Origin of the sequence: Candidatus Clostridium helianthi (assembly GCF_045310795.1) — a bacterium.
GTDB lineage: Bacteria > Bacillota > Clostridia > Clostridiales > Clostridiaceae > Clostridium > Clostridium helianthi.
In genome coordinates, this window is record NZ_JBJIAB010000005.1 from 114,856 (window position 1) to 133,329 (window position 18,474).

Consider the following 18,474-nt stretch of genomic DNA (forward strand, 5'->3'; position numbering starts at 1 on the left):
AATAGCATATCTATTTTCTTTTTTATTTAAGCTTGTATTAATACTTATATATACATTACTCAATTCTTCTATTTGAGTTTATATTTTAATGTAATATTCTATATATACTAAACATAACAATTATAAAAATATTAACCTTACATATTAGTGTAGAAAATTATTCAGTAACTATTACATCGAACGAAGTCTTGATTCCATTAACATTTATTGTAATAGTAGTTTTTCCTGCTTTGTATGCAATAACTGTTGGATGAATCTCTTTGAAAAATCCATCCTCCAAACTTAAATTTATTCCTGAAACGGCAATATTATCATCTTCACTATTAGACATTACTATTAAATTAGGAAATGATGAACTTTTGTCATCTACACTACTTACTTTTATCATTCCTAAATCTATAGCTTGATTAGTTCTACAATATAAAGTGTTTTCCTTAATAGTTGCCTTTGGTTTAGTATTGTCTAATTTATAACCTGTTCCATCTTCAATTCTTACTCCATCCTTTTCTGGTTCATCCGAATTGACATCAGTTATAGTAAGCATATTGCTATCATCTAATTTAACCTCATAGTTTTCTGTAGTTGATTTAGTAGTCAGTGCATATTCTGTACATAAATTATAATTTTTATCACTAAGACATTCTATAACTCTGCCATCCTCTCCCAAGCTATATTTTCTGCCACTTTCTGACGTATATTCGCCTTTTTGCAACACACCATTTTCATCAAAAATATATATATTACCATCTATATTCCATACACCTTTTAGATAATAGCTATCTTGAATTTTAAAATACTCATTTCCATTTTCCTCAAACAAGCTAAAATCTGTGATTGTAGTCATTTTTTCCTCTGAAGGAGGCCTGCTAATGTTCATATTAACATTTCTATTAGGAAGAGCATTATTTATCCATTTCCCACTATTATCAAGCTTATACTCCTTTCCTTTAATTGATGTTTTTCCAGATGCCATAGCACCATTATCCTGTAAATAATACCACCAAACCTTATCTAAAATCCATCCGGTCTTCATATAACCATCATTACCAAAATAGTACCACGACCCATTTATTTGTTTCCAACCAGTACTATAAGATTTTCCTTCCTCATACCACCAACCAGTATTATTATGCTTCCATTCTGCTGAAACTTCTTTTGGTATTGCAGAAACTACCGCTGCTACAATAAGTAAGCTGTAAATTATTTTTTTAGTCATCTAATTCCCCCTCATTCCCAAATCTTATAGTGTATATAGCTTCTCCATTTGTTTTATATAAAATATTCCATATTTTGTTTATTATCTATAATATACTTTACCTATATCGGAAATTATTTTTTATATAGCCAATTTTATGCAATTAATAGTTCATATAAAAATTATACCACAACTTAAATATCTTAATCCTATATTTCCAACTTACATTAGTTAAAAGCATATAAATTTGAATTTCGATACAATAATTTAAGTAATAATTAAATAATTATTTCATTTATCGATTAAAAGCATATGCATCCTAATATAATAAAACTAAGAGGGTCCTAATAATATTAAGGAGGAAAATATATTATGGATACTTCTAAATTTTCAATTGCTGAGAATATAGAACTAGATATAAATACCTTAAAAAATACTGTAAATTTCGATGAATTTGTAAAAACACTCCAGAAAAATTTAATCCCCACGGACGAATTTGAGGGATTTAAAATTCGCCCTGGATTTTATCTAGAAAATGGTGCAGTAGTTATACCGGGAGGTGTTAACTTCACTATCCACTCTCAGAACGCAACATCATGTAAACTACTCTTATTTAAGCCTGCTATGTGCGAACCTTATGCTGTCATTCCTTTTCCTGAATACTATCGAATAGGTAATGTATACTCTATGATAGTACTTGGATTAGATATTGAAGAATTCGAATATGCATATAGTGTGGACGGCCCATATATACCTGAAAGAGGATTAGTTTTTGATAGTAGTAAATATTTACTTGATCCCTACTCAAAAGCGATTGCTGGACAAAGCGTATGGGGAACAAAAACAATATGTGGAAATCAATATAAATCAAGAGTTGTCTCTAATGATTTTGATTGGGGAAACAGTAAAAGACCTTTAATTCCTATGAAAGATTTGATTATTTACGAGTTGCATGTAAGGGGCTTTACTAAGCATCCATCGTCAGAAGTTAATTATCCTGGAACATTTGCTGGATTAGCCGAAAAGATTCCTTATTTAAAAGAACTTGGAATAAATGCTGTAGAACTTATGCCAATTTTTGAATTTGATGAAATGCTTGATGCACGATATGTTAGAGGTAATTTGCTTTGTGATTATTGGGGGTATAATCCTGTATGTTTCTTTGCTCCAAACACCAGTTACGCTGCTGGAATTGAACGTAATAAAGAAGGGGATGAACTGAAGTCTTCGATAAAGAAATTTCATGAAGATGGAATAGAGGTTATTTTAGATGTTGTTTTTAACCATACTGCTGAAGGCAATGAGTATGGCCCATATATATCTTTTAAGGGGTTTGATAATAATGTTTATTACATGCTTACACCAGATGGGAAATATTATAATTTCAGCGGATGTGGAAATACTTTAAATTGCAATCACCCAATAGTCCATAGAATGATTTTAGATTGCCTTCGCTACTGGGTTACAGAATATCGTGTTGACGGATTCAGATTTGATTTAGCTTCAATCCTTGGCCGAAACGAAGATGGATCACCAATGAATAATCCGCCACTATTGCAAAGCCTGGCATTTGATCCTATTCTTGCAAATACAAAATTGATAGCTGAAGCATGGGATGCAGGGGGATTATATCAAGTCGGCAGTTTTCCCTCTTGGAAAAGATGGTGTGAATGGAATGGAAAATATAGAGATGATATTCGCAGATTTCTAAAGGGCGATTCAGGATTAGCTGATACTGTTGCTGAAAGAATTACCGGATCTTATGACCTCTATAATCCAGATATAAGAGGAAAAAATGCTTCAGTAAACTTTATTACTTGCCATGATGGATTCACTTTATATGACTTATATTCTTATAATGATAAACACAATGAAGAAAATGGTTGGAATAATACAGATGGTGAAAACAACAATAATAGTTGGAATTGTGGTACTGAAGGAGAAACTGACGATGAAAATATAATAAAATTGCGAAGAAAGCTAATAAAAAATGCTTGTGCTGTTCTTCTTTCAAGTCAGGGAGCCCCAATGCTTTTATCTGGAGATGAATTTGGAAATACACAGTTTGGAAATAATAATCCATATTGTCAGGATAATGAAATTTCATGGTTAAACTGGAGTCTCCTATATAAGAATCATGATTTATTTACTTTCTTTAAAAATATGATAAATTTTCGAAAACGGCATCCTGCTATTAAGGACAGGATTGAAGAATCACGATGTGGCTTACCTCCTGTTAGTAAGCACGGTATAAAACCTTGGTATTTAGATCCGTCAGATAGTACTAGAACAGTTGGGATAATGTTTGCAGGATGGAATAAAAAAGAAAAAGAAGATGACATTGTGTACCTTTGCATCAATGCGCATTGGGAAACGCAATATGTGAGATTACCTGAGCTCCCTATATACTTAGAATGGCGAATTGCTGTAAATACAGCCATGCCTTCTGGAGAAGACATTAGCGATTCAATTGATCAGATGCTCCAAGTTGGAGAGACACTTGAGATAGAACCTAGATCTGTTATGATTCTTGTTGGTATAAGCAAAATATAAATTTATAAGATAATAAGAGCTTGATTTACTTTAAGCTCTTATTTTATTAATATTATTGTTTATTATTAAACCTTCTTCTATAATTTAATTAGTTATAGAAGATATTATCTTAATAGCAACAAAGGAGATGTAACAATGAAAAAATACGGTCTATCAACTGATGAAATATCTGACAACTTGCGATATTTAGAGTTGCTTTCTAAACAATATCCAACAATCAATGAAGCTTCTACTGAAATAATAAATCTTCAGGCAATTTTAAATTTACCAAAAGGAACCGAACATTTTCTAACTGATATCCACGGAGAGTATGAGCCTTTTATTCATGTATTAAAAAACGCATCAGGAGTAATAAAAAGAAAAATTGAAGATCTTTTTGGAAATAGTTTGATGCAAAGTGAGAAAAAAAGTTTAGCAACCCTTATATATTATCCTGAGCAAAAACTAGAGATAGTATTAAAGCAAGAAGAAAACATAGATGATTGGTACAAAATAAATTTATATAGATTAATCGAAATATGCAGATATGTTTCTTCTAAATATACACGTTCAAAAGTAAGAAAGGCTCTCCCAAAAGATTTTACTTACATAATAGAAGAGCTCTTACATGAACAGCCTAAAGGAATAGATAAATATGAATATTATGAACAAATTATTAGAACTATTATAGACACAGATAGATCAAAGGAGTTTATAGTTGCTCTTTCTAAATTGATACAAAGACTTGTTATAGACAGACTTCATATTTTAGGGGATATATTCGATAGAGGCCCTGGTGCCGATATTATTATGGATACTTTAGTTGAATATCATTCTGTTGACATCCAATGGGGAAATCATGATATCTTATGGATGGGTGCTGCCTGTGGTTCAGACGTATGTATTGCTAACGTTATAAAAAATTCTCTAAAGTATGCTAACTTGGATACTTTAGAAAATGGATACGGAATTAACCTTCTCCCTCTAGCAACTTTTTCTATGGATTTTTATAAGGATCATCCCTGTAATATCTTCTTACCTAAGATGGATTGTGATAAAAAATACAGCATTAATGAAATTAATTTAATAGCTCAAATGCACAAAGCCATAGCTATAATATTATTTAAACTTGAAGGTCAGGTGATTTTAAGGCATCCTGAATTTAATATGAATCATCGGCTTTTATTAAATAAAATTAATTATGACGAAGGAACTATTAGCTTAAACGGTAAAACGTATAAACTGAAAGATTCATTTTTTCCTACTATAGATCCTAAAAATCCATATGAACTTACTCATGATGAGAAAGAATTAATTGATAAGTTAAAAACCTCTTTTATTAATAGCGATAAATATAATAAGCATGTTCGATTCCTATATTCAAATGGCAGTTTATATTTAAAATTTAATTCCAATTTACTATATCATGGATTTATACCATTAAATGAAGATGGAAGCTTTAAAAAAGTCAAAATAGCTGATAAAGAATATAAAGGTAAAGAACTTTTAAACAAATTGGATATGCTAGCAAGAGAAGCCTATTTTTCAAAAGACAAGGATGATTCTGATAATAAAGAAGATATAATGTGGTATTTGTGGTGTGGTGCCTCTTCGCCATTATTTGGTAAGGATAGAATGACAATATTTGAACAATATTTTATTGAAGAAAAAGAAACTCATTATGAGAAGAAAGATCCCTATTTTAGCTTAAGAGATAATGAGGATATCTGCAAAAAAATACTAAAGGAATTTGGGCTTAGCTCACCTGAATCTCATATAATAAATGGCCACATGCCCGTTGAAGAAAAAAATGGAGAAAGTCCTATAAAAGCAAACGGAACTCTACTAGTTATAGATGGAGGTTTTTCAAAAGCATATCAACCCAAAACTGGACTAGCTGGATATACGTTAATATATAACTCTTTTGGGCTTCAGTTAGTATCTCATCAGCCATTCGAATCCACCGAAGCAGCCATAAAAGAAGAGACTGACATCTTATCTACAACTCTCTTACTAGAGCAAGTTGTAAATAGGAAAAGAGTTGAAGATACTGATGTAGGTGTAAATCTCAAGCAGCAAATAGATGACTTAAAGATGCTTCTTAATGCTTATAGAAAAGGACTAATAAAGCAGCAAAATAAAATTTAATTAAGTCAAATGAGAATAAATTGCGTAAATAATTTATTCTCATTTTTTATAAGATCACACTATTTCAATAACAGTTCCTGAGTCTTTCATTCTTTTTTCTATATTCTCAGGCGGCTCTTTTGTAGTTATTAATAAATCTATTCTATCAAAGGAAATGGCTTTAAACGTGCTGGAATTAAAAAACTTTTCACCATCAGCTATAACACATACAAAAGTACTTCTTTCTGCTACCTTTCTCTTTATATAGGAATCCTCAAAATCAACTACATAAATCCCATCTTCACTAATTGCTGCAGCACCTAAAAATGCTATATCAAAATGTATATCTTCGATTTGATTTATTGTACCACTGCCATATAAAAAACGATTTTTACGTTGCAGTTTTCCACCCAATAAATGAACGTCACAATTTTTTTCAGCAAGTATTTCCATATTGTCTAAAGAATGCGTATATATAGAAATATCATCTGCAACACACTGACATAATGCTTCAACAGTGGTAGACACATCAAAAAAACATACTTGATTAGTTGATATATATTTAGCTGCATATTTACCCAATTTTATTTTTTCTTCTGAATTTATAGCTAGGCGACTCTTATAATCCTTAATTTCAGTTCTTATAGATGGCACTGCAATTCCTCCATGAGTCCGAATAGCAACTCCTTCGTCTACTAATCTAACAATGTCTCTTCTAGCAGTATCCCTTGATATATTAAATGTGTCCATTATTTCTTTATTGGATAACACAGTTTTTTCTCTAAGTATATTTAATATTTCATATAATCTTTCTTCTTGATACATAAAATGTCCTTTCACTTCTAACTATCTTTTAATTACATACTATAATAAATTATATTTTAAAATAGTCATTTGTCAATTTTTCCATGAATGTCAGTATTCATTAACTTTAATGGATTCATATATCCTGCTTTTCCTTGAATTGACAGCTTTCTTATGCTAAACTCACAATATATAAATTACTGTAATATAAATTCTCTTAATACTTATTTTACAGAAATCTTCTATCTTATATAAAGGGGTGCAATAAATGAATAAAAGAATATTATATGTAACAGATTTAGATGGTACCTTATTAAATTCTAATGGAGAAGTTTCGCAAACATCACTAAAAATTTTAAAGAAACAAATAGAAAAAGGTACATTGTTTAGTATTGCAACTGCACGAAACCTTCAGGCTGCAAAAAGATTGATAAGTGAAATCCCAATTAACATTCCTATCATATTAAATAACGGTATAGGATTTTATGATTTAAATAAAGAGGAATATCTAAAAATTAATGAATTTCCAACATCTCAGTTAAATCATCTAATAAAAATATTTAATAGGTATAAAAGCTATGGATTTATGTATGCATTGAAAGATGGAGATATCCACTTCATATACAACAATCTTGATGACCCATATGATCTTGAATATTTTACAGAAAGACATTCATTATACAAAGGCCGCTGTCATCAATATGATGATTTTGCACAAGTACCAAAGGATGGATATACAATTTTATATTTTGTTTTGTATGGTTCTTTTGAACGTATAAAAGATGTTGAAAATTGCATTTTAGATAACCCTATATTAAAATGCGTTCCTAACAAAAATGTATATAAAGATAATTACTTTTTAGATATATTTAGTTCTAAAGCATCTAAGGCTATTGCTATAAAAGAATTAAAGGAACTGATTGGTGCAGATGAAGTAATTGCTTTTGGGGATAATTTTAATGACATTGAAATGTTACAATCTGCAGATCGTTCGTTTGTTCCTGAAAATGGAGTTCCTGAAGCAAAGGCAGTTGCAACAAGTGTCATCTCAAGCTTCGATGATGATGGAGTTGCAAAGTTTATAGAAAAAGATACCTTAATTAGTTAAAAGTTAATTAAAAACTTTCAACAAATTTATAAATTCAACAAACAGAAAAAGCAGGTATATTAAGAAATTTTCCAATATACCTGCTTTTATATATTGACTTTATGTCAATGACTAATCTACTAAAAATAAACTAATTCTTCCTCAAGTTTATCTATTTTTTTATAATCTTTAACAACTATATATGGAATCTCCCTTTGTTCTTGCTGTATATATTTTTTATGAATTATACCTTCTAGCTCGATCCATTCCTTATCTTTAAAATTAAATGCCTTACTTGTTTGACACAGAATACCTAAAAATGATATATCATCTTCACAGCAAGTCATTGCATTTCTACCAAATGCAAAAACACCTTTAGGATACTTCGGATTGCTATAAGCAAGACCTTTCACTCTTATATTTTTACCTTCGTACTTTTCTGGATATTCTGTTGCATCTAAGTACCAAACCCCATAATCGTAGTCTTTAAATTCTATTACTTTATTATGTATATCAAATGGTAATTCTAAGGGACTATCATCAATCTCACCATTTTCTAATTCAAACATCATATTTGCTCTTGAATTAATAGCTTTTACACTATTTCTAAATTTCAATTTATTTGTATTATCGTTGCAACGGTTAAATATAATCAAATCTGAATTCCTAAATTGTTCAATTAATAAAGACTTCATATTGCTCATATAACTTTCAAATGTCGATGCATCAATGGTGGTTATAATTTGAGCAATCTCCCATCTATCAGGAAACTTAAGATTATCAAAAATGTCAAATTGCCACATTCCATTGTATTCTAAAACAACCTTGGTTGGTTTATATTTCTGATTGAATTCTTTTAAAGCTAACTCTGTAAATTCTTCTATATTGCTGATGCTAACAATATTTGCATTGTGTTTTTTCAAAAATTCAACTTCATATTCTTCTACACCATTCTCGCAAACAATTAAAAGAATTTTTTCCCCATCATAAAACTCTGGATCATTAAATATTTCTTTTATAAAAGTAGTCTTACCACTCTCTAAAAAACCAGTAATAAGAAAAACTGGTACATCCGTCATAAATCAATTCCTTCTTTCACTTATTTTTCTAATTAAATGTAACATAATTCTATCTATAAATTTACATTTATAATTTAAGTTTTTTAATATTTCAAAACTCAAATTGTTTTTTCTTATGAATTTCTATTGCTAATTCTAAATTTCTTTCCTCATAATTATAAATACTTTATCTTAAAATTTCATTTAATGTATATTTTATTTATATTAGTATAACCTACTACATATTAAATTCTATGAAAAGAGGTAATGTCCATGAATAGGAAATTACTACAGGACTATCAAAAAAGAATCTTATGGATAATTAAAGCCTTAGGTGAGAAAAATTCTCTAAATATCCCTGAAATCGAAATTGATGAAAGTCCTTCTTCAGATATAAGTCAAAAAAATGTCATAATATCACTAAATAAACTCAAATGAATTTAAATTATTTGAATTCATTAAAGAGAGGAGTTTTATTATAGATAACACACTCATAAACTATACTTAGATTATGAAATATCACCTATACAGAAATGAGTAATATGCTTTTGTAACCACAAGGGTCATAATATGGAATGTTTCATTGGTAATTTTGATGGCTGTGATTCTTTGGCTATAAGTTGTTCCAAATGTGCTAGTTCAAAAAGTGATGCTGCAAATTTTATATTTGGTTAGCAGAACTTTCTCTATGAGCATTTTATATTTCGTTCTTCGAACTTTCTCTGTGAGCGCTTGTTCTTTGATGCTAGCACTTTGGGTGCAACTTTATAGCCTTAGAATCACCCACCAGAATTACCTAGAAACTGGAACAAAAGTATGTTATTCATTTCGGTAATTATATGCATAAGTTCAGGTCTCAGTTGGGTTATCTATATTATCAGTGATGTTCACTCCTCTTACCTAATCACAATTTTTAGATAAAGCCAAAATATTTAGCTTGTATCTATACATCAAACAATTCTTCTATTTCATTTTTATTTAAATTTGTACCTATAACGCATAGCCTTCCAGTATAATCTGCTATTCCTTCACGTACTTCATACTCGCCTGGAACTAAATCAAAGTTTATCCATCCTCCATCTGAGCAAGGGATTATGCCTTTAGCACGCAATATAATTCCATAATCAGAAGATTCCGATAAAGTTTTTAATATATTATTTATTTCTACTTTTGAAAACTTTTTCGGTGTTTCCATTCCCCAGCTTGTAAATACTTCATCTGCATGATGATGATCATGTGAATAATGATCGTGTCCACATCCACACTCATGATCATGAGTATGATGATTATGGTTATGATCATTACAATTACAATCTATATGATGTTCATGATTATCACATTCACATTCTTCCTTAGTATGGTTATTATGATTATTGCAACCGCACTCTTCGCTATGTTGATGATTTTCAGTCTTACTGTTCTTTACTTCTACTAAAAGCTCTTTTTCAAGGGACTCTTCATTTTCCATTGCAGATAAAATTTGCTTCCCACTAATCTCATCCCAGTTTGTTGTTATTATTGTTGCAAAACTGTTGTGTTCTCTTATTTTGGATACACACACTTCTAATTTTTCTTCTGAAATCTTTTGAGTTCGGCTTAAGACAATAGTATTTGCATTTTCAATTTGATTATTAAAGAATTCTCCAAAGTTATCCATATACATTTTGCATTTTACAGCATCAACAACTGCCGTAAAACTATTAAGTTTAATATCTACTTCGCTTTTTATATTTTCTATTGCCTTAATTACATCTGATAATTTACCAACTCCTGATGGTTCTATTATTATACGTTCTGGCGAATATTTATCCAATGCTTCTTTAAGTGCAACTCCAAAATCTCCAACTAAAGAACAACAAATACATCCTGAATTCATTTCTGTTATTTCAATTCCCGAATTATTTAAAAATCCTCCATCAATTCCTATCTCACCAAATTCATTTTCAATTATCATAAGCTTTTCACCCTGAAATGCTTCTTCTATTAATTTTTTAATCAAAGTAGTCTTTCCTGCCCCAAGAAACCCTGAAATAATATCTATTTTAGTCATATAAAAAATCCTTTCTATGTAAATATTAATTATATATTTAAAAGTTATTCATTCTGGAAATATTTAAAGTCGTTTCCAGAAATATTTCATTTTTATCCTACCCTTAAAATCTAATACTGTCAATAATGATAAATCGATGATTTCTCTATTATTGACACTTTTAATGAATTACTTACTCATAAAATGATAATATTATAAGTAAATTGAAAAAAGGAGTGTTTTCATGGTTGATTTTTTAAAGCCAAATGTCTTTTTTAGTAAATGTTTAGGTTTCGAAGCCTGTCGTTACAATGGCCAAATGATAACTGATGCATTCGTTGAAAAATTGAAACCTTTTGTTAATATTATAAATGTTTGTCCAGAAACTTCTATAGGACTTAAAGTTCCAAGACCAACAATTAGAGTTGTCTCTGAAAATAATGAATTAAAATTATATGAGCCAAAAGAAGGAAAAGAATTCACAAAAGAAATGGTTGAGTTTTCAGAGTCATATTTGAAAGATTTAAATAATATAGACGGTTTTCTCTTAAAAAGCGGTTCACCTTCCTGTGGACATAAAAATGTAAAAATTTATACTGGCACAGCTAAGGTTACAGGAAGCACAAGAGGTGCTGGAATATTTGGAAATAAGATTAAAGAGAAATTTCCTTATGCACCAATAGAAGATGAAGGCAGATTACATAATTATAGAATTCGAGATAATTTTCTTACAAGAATTTTTATTAATGCAGATTTTAGAAAAGTCAAGGAATCTAATTCACTTAATGAATTAATACATTTTCAACGCAGAAATAAATTACTACTCATGGCAAATAGCCAAAAGTATACTAAAATCTTAGGTAGAATCGCAGCAAATGGTGAAAATAATGATATAAAAAGTATTATATCTGAATATGAGAAGAATTTGAATCTGGCATTTGAAAAACTTCCTAAGTATACAAATAATATAAATGTTCTAATGCATGCCATGGGATATTTTTCAAAATACATAACTAATGAAGAAACACAATTATTAATGGATTCCTTAGAAAAATACAAAATGAAAAAACTTACAATAATGTCGCCTATGCTCTTAGTTAAATCGTATGTAGTAAGATTTAATATAGATTACCTTTTAGAACAAACTTATTTTAATCCTTACCCAGAAGATTTGATTATATTAGAAGATTCAGAAAAGATAGAAATATAATTCAATTTTGATTAAATTTTAACGGCGATATCTTTACCGCCGTTAAAAAATATTAGCTTTATTTATTCTCTTAAAGTTACTTATAATTAATGTCGTGATGATAATGCTACTATTATAGTATCTTATCTAAATATTCTTCATAACCTTCTTCCTTCATCTTGTCTTTTGGGATAAACTTAAGTGCTGCTGAGTTTATACAGTATCTTAATCCTCCCATATCTTCAGGCCCATCAGTAAATACGTGCCCTAGATGTGCATCACCAGTACTGCTTCGAACCTCCGTTCTTACCATGCCATGACTTTTATCTATTTTTTCTTTTATTACCTTTCTATCTATTGGCTTGGAAAATGCAGGCCAGCCACACCCAGAGTTGAATTTATCGGTTGATACAAACAATGGCTCACCTGAAGTTATATCTACATAAATCCCTTTTTCAAACAGATTATCATATTTATTAGAAAATGGAGCTTCTGTACCATTTTCTTGTGTAATTCTATATTGTTCATCTGTCAGACTACTCTTTAATTCTTCATTGGATTTTTTTACATACTTTTGACTCATTTGTTTCCTCCCTGTTCTCTTTTGAAATTATTTATTTCTGTATACTTATTAATATTATGTGACAAATGAATAACACTAATTCATTTATAGTAATCTTACACCTATATGTGACCCTTATATTTTAACACCTTAAATCCAAGCATACTTAATTTTCTATCTTTCCAGTAACTCTTCAAGTTGATTAGCATGAAGAGGTTTGCTAAAATAATACCCTTGAATATAATCACATTCCATTCTTTTAAGTATCGAAAGCTGATCTTCAGTCTCAACTCCTTCAGCTATAACTTTTAATTCCATACTATGTGCCATTTGAATAATATTTTTGATAATCGCTTCTTCTTTCTTATTTGAGGAAATATTGTCTATAAATGATTTATCGATCTTTAATGTAGTTATAGGAATTCTTCTAAGATAGCTTAATGATGAATATCCCGTGCCAAAGTCATCAAGCGCAATTCTAATTCCCATGTCCATTAATTTCTTTAATATTTCAATACTAGAATCAAAGGATTTCATAAGAACAGTTTCAGTAATCTCAAGTTCAATCATATTCGGATTAACAGATGAACTTTCAATAATTTCTTTAACATTATCTAAGAAATTTATCTCTTGTAAATCAACTGATGAGATGTTAACGCTTATGCTATTAAATTTATAGCCTGCTTCAAACCACTTAGCACTTTGTTTGCAAGATTCCCTAAGCACCCATAAAGTTAATTGTGTGATATATCCAGATTCCTCTGCTATTGGAATAAACTCTGCAGGAGATATAAAACCAAGTTCCCTACTATTTAATCTAAGTAATGCTTCAAAACCAAATATTTTATTTGCCTGTAAATCATACTGAGGTTGATAGTTAATGATAAGTTCATTATTATCAACTACTGTTCTTAATATTCTTTCTATGTTAGTCTTTCGTTCAAGGCTTAGATACATTTCTGGATCGAAAAGGGAAAATCTATTTTTACCTAATTCCTTTGCCCTGTACATAGCAGCATCTGCATTTCTTAAAATTGTACTACTATCCCTTCCATCTTTAGGATATAAAGCTATTCCAACACTGGCGGTTATATACATATGCTTGTTATCAATTTTAAATACTTTATCGAACAAACCTAATAGCTTGTTTGCATAAGTTTGTATTTCATCTTCTTTTGAATCAGGATGAAGCAATATAAATTCATCTCCACCAAGTCTAGATATTGTATCTTTTTCTTCAATTAAATTTTCAAACTGTTTTGCTAAACTTATTAGCAATTTATCTCCATACTCGTGTCCCATAGTATCATTTATATTCTTAAAATTATCTAAATCTATAAAAAATACAATTCCTTGTTTATTTGCGTAATTAGATAATTGTAATTGTTCATTTAGCCTATTCATAAACAATGTCCTATTAGGAAGTTTTGTTAAAGAATCATAAAACGCCATGAATTTTATTCTATCCTCTGAAATCTTTCTTTCAGAAATATCTCTAATAGAACCAGTTATTTTTATAGCTTTTCCTTCAGAATCTCTTAACGCTTTACCACAAGATAGAATCCAAACGTACGAACTGCTCTTAGTTCTTATTCTAAATTCAGAGCTATAAACATCTGTAAGCTGATTAATATGATCTTTGAAATCTTTTTTCACTTTATCAAGATCATCTGAATGAACATTCTCATACACAAAGTTTCTCAAATTATTTATCTCATCCAACTTGTATCCAGTAATATCAATTAATTTATCAGAAGCAAAAAATGTATCTGTAACTAAATTCCATTCCCAAATCGAGTCATTTGCACATTCTAGTGCAAGTTTGTATTTTTCTTCACTCACTCTAAGTGCTTCCTCATTTTGTTGTAATTCCTTATATTGTACTCTTAATTCTTCTTCTGTCGCTAGCAATTCCTCATAAACTGATGATAATTCCTCATAACTTGAACATAACTTACCAATCATCAAGTTGAAAGATCTTCCTAACTTTCCAAACTCGTCATTTGAATTAATACTAGCTTTTACTGATAAATCTCCATTTCCAGCCGCTTGCATTAAAGGAACTAATTCTGTAATAGGTTTTGTTACCTTCTTAGTAACAATGAGAGTAACGAAAATAGCAAGAAATAAAACACCCACTGTTATCATAATTATTAAATATCCCATCTTGCTAGCTTTGCTTTCCAATTCACTTTTTGGTATAACTGAAGCCATCTTCCAACCAGTATCCTTACATGTATAAACATTAACTAAAACAGGATTTCCATTTATATAAGTTTCAAAACTTCCATTATCCAAATCTATAAATTTATCATAGTTATCAAATGTAAATTTTGAAGACTCATTTGTTTGAGAATATGTATAACCTAACTGATTTAAATGTAAGATATTTTTAAAGTTTAAATCTATATCTGGGTGAGCTAACATCGTTCCATCTTTTAAATAAAGAAAAACATAACCTGTATCTCCAATCTTAATATTTCTTATTATTTCAGATAACTTTTCCAAACTTAAATCTATGCCCATAGCTCCGACAATGCTTCCATCTTCATTTTTTACTGTTGTTGACGCACTTATAATTACATTTTTGGAATTATCAACTGCCGAAACGTAGGGATCTGAAATTACCACTTCATCGGGATTTGATAATGCTAAAGAATACCATGGTCTTGTCCTTGGATCAAATGTATTAGTACTTAATCCATCAGGCCATTGAATATAACCTCCCCATTTAGTACCAATGTACACATAAGTTGTTTCTGGATGAGATGTTCCATAAGCCTCGAGCACATTATATATAGTACCCTCTATCCCAGGTATTTGTTTTGAGTATTTTTTATTTATTAAAATATCAGGAATATTAAATAGAGCTGAAATAGATTGGTCTGCTTTTTTTGCATCTGAATAAGTTGCAAGAAACTTAGCATTGTACTTTATTTGCCCTAACATGTTAGAAAAGTTGTTATCAACCTGCACCATTTGGGCTTTAGCGCTTGAAAATAGATGCTCTTTAAGGGATTTATACATATAATTATAAGTTATTAGTGCAATCGGAATAGATATAGACAATATAATTCCTACAAAATAAAAGAATAATTTTAATCTAAAAGTAAGCTTCATAGCAATGCTCCTTGATTATTTAATTTGTATATTTTTTAATTTAGGACCTTTTCACTAATATAAAAATCAATGGTAGATAATGATATTAATATATATTTTACCATTTATACTGAATCATTTCAATTCTTTAGCTGCCTATCTTCACCCTGATAAATTATAGGTTACTTAATTGAAATATATATGCTGCAAATAAACTTCTATGTTTTCTCTTAATGAGCATTTATCTCACTAAAATTTTAAATTCAAGCTTATTATTACAATATATGTAATTTTTCTAGGTTAAATACTTTAAAATGCATTATAAAAAGCTGCAGGCCAAATATATGCCTACAGCTTTTTATAAATTTATTTAACATATTTTATACAGAAATTTCACTTAAACTACTCTCAGCTTTTATGTTTTTATTATACTTAGATGGCTTAATTGGTAGTCCCTTAGCCCGTGCTCTTTTTTCAAACCACATAGTTACAATAGGAGTTAATATTGATGTCACTAATACACTTGTAGCTATAATTGCTGTAGCTGAAGCTGCAACTGGTTCAAATTGTGCATTTGCTTGCGCTATAGCATAAGGAACCGCAACAGCAGCACCAGCAGTTGATGATGCTGCCCAACCTGCAACACCATCAGATCCAGTTAAATATCTATCAATAAGAGATAATAGTCCACCTGAAAGTGCTACCACTGCAACACCCATTATAATTCCCATAAATCCTGATTGAATAATCATTCCAAAATCCAAACTAAATCCTAAAGTAAATGCAAAAAATGGAATCAAAGCTGGAACAACTGGAGCAAACATTTTACGAAAATCATGATCTAAAGTTCCGAGAGCAATACCCAATGCAAATGGAATTAATGTAGAAACTAATGTTTGCCAAGGAAATGAGGCAATTCCTGCAATGCCCATAGCTACCATTGTCATGAAAGGTCCAGATTCTATACTTATAAACGGAAATCCAGCGGCATCTTCTTTTCTACCAAGAGTCGTCATTAATGCTAGATAAAGTCCACCATTTGTCTCATTAAATGCAGCAATAACTGCTAAAACCGAAAGTCCAGATAAAATTCCTGTTTGTATTCCATTAGCTGGAAGTATGTGTGACATTAGGACTCCTAATAATGAAGCAAATAAAACTTTTCCTATCAATAATGAAATGCCTTTCTTTGCAATATAACCTGATGTACGTAGATCAATAGTTGTTCCTATACAGAAAAAAAATATAAATAGAATTACAGATGTTCCAGTTAAAAAATTCCCCGTAAATCCTCCAAAAAACTTATTAACATCTGGTGAAAGCGTTTTTAGTAATGTTCCAAGAAATAAAGGCACTATCATTAAACCTCCAGGAACTTTCTCAATATTTTGTTTAATTTTCATAATAACAACTCCTTAAATACTATAGTTTAACTCTCATAACTGTTTACATTTGTATTGATATACTCATAACACAACATTGTTCATACTAATATTTTTTGCAAAAAACTACCAAAGTAAATTCCCATTAGATTTAACTTATCATAACGTTTTCAATGACTATATAAGTAATTACTTATAAATTTCTATATTTTCATTCCTCCTTTAACTTACTGTATTTTAAACTTATTTCTACATTAAAAATGCCAACCTATCATTTGTATTTAAATTTTTATATTATCGTATGTACGATAGTTTTAAGGTAATCATACATGTACTATGGTATTTTTCTTAAAACTATCCTTCTATAATAAAGTTTCTGCATTAAACTCTTACCATATTAATCAGAACTATGTCTTATCATTTTGAAACTATATGATTATCAATATAAGTTAGAAATTAGTATGCAGAAACTTATTCTTTTGATTATTTTAAGTCTTGTATTCTTATGGTATCCATATCATCGAATGTTATATTTTCCCCACACATTCCCCATATAAATGAATAATTCTGAGTTCCAATGCCTGAATGAATTGACCAGCTTGGTGAAATTACTGCCTGCTCATTCTTCATTACTATATGCCTTGTTTCTTGTCCTTCACCCATAAAATGAATTACTGCTTGATCTTCAGGTACATCAAGATATAAATATACTTCCATACGTCTTTCATGAGTATGACATGGCATTGTATTCCATCCACTTCCTGGCTCAAGTATTGTTAATCCCATTACTAATTGACAGCTTTCACATACTGCAGGATGAATATATTGGTTTATTGTTCTTTTATTCATGTTTATTTCATCGCCACATTTTATCTTATTAGCTTTTTCTAAATCTATTTTTACTGTTGGATATGATTTAAGCGCTGGTGCAGAATTTATATAAAACTTAGCTGGATTTTTTCCATCAGCTGATTTAAATTCTATATTTTTAGTGCCTTGTCCAACATATAATCCATCTCTATAATTTAGATTATATTCTACTCCATCTGCTATAACTGTTCCTTCTCCACCTACATTAATAACTCCAAGTTCTCTTCTTTCTAAAAAGTAATCTGTTCCTAATTCTTTAGATGCTCCAAGCTTTAATGTTTCTTTTATAGGTGTAACTCCACCAAATATGATTCTATCATTATGGCTATAAACTAAATTTACTTCTCCATTTACAAATACTTTTTCAACTAAATAATGTCTTCTTAAAGTTTCTGTATCATAGTGCTTAGAGTCTTCTGGATGATTTGAGTATCTAATTTCCATTTGCATAATAATCTCTCCTTACAATTTCTAGGCACACGTGTTCCTCATTGAGTAAAAAAATATTCAAAGTTTATATATACACTTTATCAAGAAGGT

The 18,474-nt window shown here is 29.8% G+C and carries 13 protein-coding genes; 5 read left to right on the top strand and 8 right to left on the bottom strand.

From position 1 onward, the window contains the following. Positions 1 to 157: 157 nt before the first annotated feature. Positions 158 to 1,216 carry a PspC-like choline-binding domain-containing protein gene (locus ACJDTP_RS06060; RefSeq protein ID WP_103699134.1) on the bottom strand — a complete coding sequence of 353 codons (1,059 nt, stop codon included), beginning with the start codon at positions 1,214 to 1,216 and terminating at the stop codon, positions 158 to 160. Between the two features lie 351 nt (positions 1,217 to 1,567). On the opposite strand from ACJDTP_RS06060, the gene glgX reads away from it, so the two are divergent. After that, complete coding sequence (gene glgX, locus ACJDTP_RS06065) at positions 1,568 to 3,748, top strand: glycogen debranching protein GlgX (protein ID WP_406760749.1); 2,181 nt, start codon at positions 1,568 to 1,570, stop codon at positions 3,746 to 3,748. A gap of 135 nt (positions 3,749 to 3,883) precedes the next feature. After that, a complete protein-coding gene (locus ACJDTP_RS06070) occupies positions 3,884 to 5,875 on the top strand; it encodes a fructose-1,6-bisphosphatase (protein WP_406760750.1) in 1,992 nt (663 codons plus the stop codon). Positions 5,876 to 5,929: 54 nt separating this feature from the next. Here the strand turns inward: ACJDTP_RS06070 and ACJDTP_RS06075 are convergent, their stop codons facing one another. Next, complete coding sequence (locus ACJDTP_RS06075) at positions 5,930 to 6,679, bottom strand: DeoR/GlpR family DNA-binding transcription regulator (protein WP_406760751.1); 750 nt, start codon at positions 6,677 to 6,679, stop codon at positions 5,930 to 5,932. A gap of 247 nt (positions 6,680 to 6,926) precedes the next feature. On the opposite strand from ACJDTP_RS06075, the gene ACJDTP_RS06080 reads away from it, so the two are divergent. After that, on the top strand, positions 6,927 to 7,766 hold the full coding sequence (locus ACJDTP_RS06080; RefSeq protein WP_406760752.1) for a Cof-type HAD-IIB family hydrolase: 840 nt from the start codon (positions 6,927 to 6,929) through the stop codon (positions 7,764 to 7,766). A gap of 119 nt (positions 7,767 to 7,885) precedes the next feature. On the opposite strand, the gene ACJDTP_RS06085 is transcribed toward ACJDTP_RS06080, so the two are convergent. Further along, entirely contained in the window at positions 7,886 to 8,824 is a 939-nt protein-coding gene (locus ACJDTP_RS06085; RefSeq protein ID WP_406760753.1) for a TIGR03943 family putative permease subunit, read from the bottom strand. Positions 8,825 to 9,076: 252 nt separating this feature from the next. Here ACJDTP_RS06085 and ACJDTP_RS06090 point away from each other — a divergent pair, with 252 nt between their 5' ends. Then, positions 9,077 to 9,241, top strand: coding sequence for a hypothetical protein (locus tag ACJDTP_RS06090; protein WP_023974627.1), 165 nt, complete (start codon positions 9,077 to 9,079; stop codon positions 9,239 to 9,241). A gap of 505 nt (positions 9,242 to 9,746) precedes the next feature. On the opposite strand, the gene ACJDTP_RS06095 is transcribed toward ACJDTP_RS06090, so the two are convergent. After that, positions 9,747 to 10,853 (bottom strand): CobW family GTP-binding protein, encoded by a 1,107-nt coding sequence (locus ACJDTP_RS06095; RefSeq protein WP_406760754.1) that lies wholly within the window; start codon positions 10,851 to 10,853, stop codon positions 9,747 to 9,749. A gap of 223 nt (positions 10,854 to 11,076) precedes the next feature. Between ACJDTP_RS06095 and ACJDTP_RS06100 the strand changes: the two genes are divergently transcribed. After that, positions 11,077 to 12,042 (top strand): YbgA family protein, encoded by a 966-nt coding sequence (locus ACJDTP_RS06100; protein WP_406760755.1) that lies wholly within the window; start codon positions 11,077 to 11,079, stop codon positions 12,040 to 12,042. Positions 12,043 to 12,154: 112 nt separating this feature from the next. On the opposite strand, the gene msrB is transcribed toward ACJDTP_RS06100, so the two are convergent. The 4 genes from msrB to kduI all read right to left on the bottom strand — a co-directional run bounded on the left by msrB (position 12,155) and on the right by kduI (position 18,384). Next, positions 12,155 to 12,604, bottom strand: a complete 450-nt coding sequence (gene msrB / locus ACJDTP_RS06105) for a peptide-methionine (R)-S-oxide reductase MsrB (protein ID WP_406760756.1) — start codon at positions 12,602 to 12,604, stop codon at positions 12,155 to 12,157. Positions 12,605 to 12,757: 153 nt separating this feature from the next. Continuing rightward, positions 12,758 to 15,703, bottom strand: a complete 2,946-nt coding sequence (locus tag ACJDTP_RS06110) for an EAL domain-containing protein (RefSeq protein WP_406760757.1) — start codon at positions 15,701 to 15,703, stop codon at positions 12,758 to 12,760. 359 nt (positions 15,704 to 16,062) lie between these two features. Beyond that, the gene (locus ACJDTP_RS06115) at positions 16,063 to 17,085 is read right to left on the bottom strand and encodes a 2-keto-3-deoxygluconate permease (RefSeq protein ID WP_077842525.1); all 1,023 of its coding nucleotides are present in this window, start codon (positions 17,083 to 17,085) and stop codon (positions 16,063 to 16,065) included. Positions 17,086 to 17,547: 462 nt separating this feature from the next. After that, entirely contained in the window at positions 17,548 to 18,384 is an 837-nt protein-coding gene (gene kduI, locus ACJDTP_RS06120; protein ID WP_111938394.1) for a 5-dehydro-4-deoxy-D-glucuronate isomerase, read from the bottom strand. Positions 18,385 to 18,474: the final 90 nt, after the last annotated feature.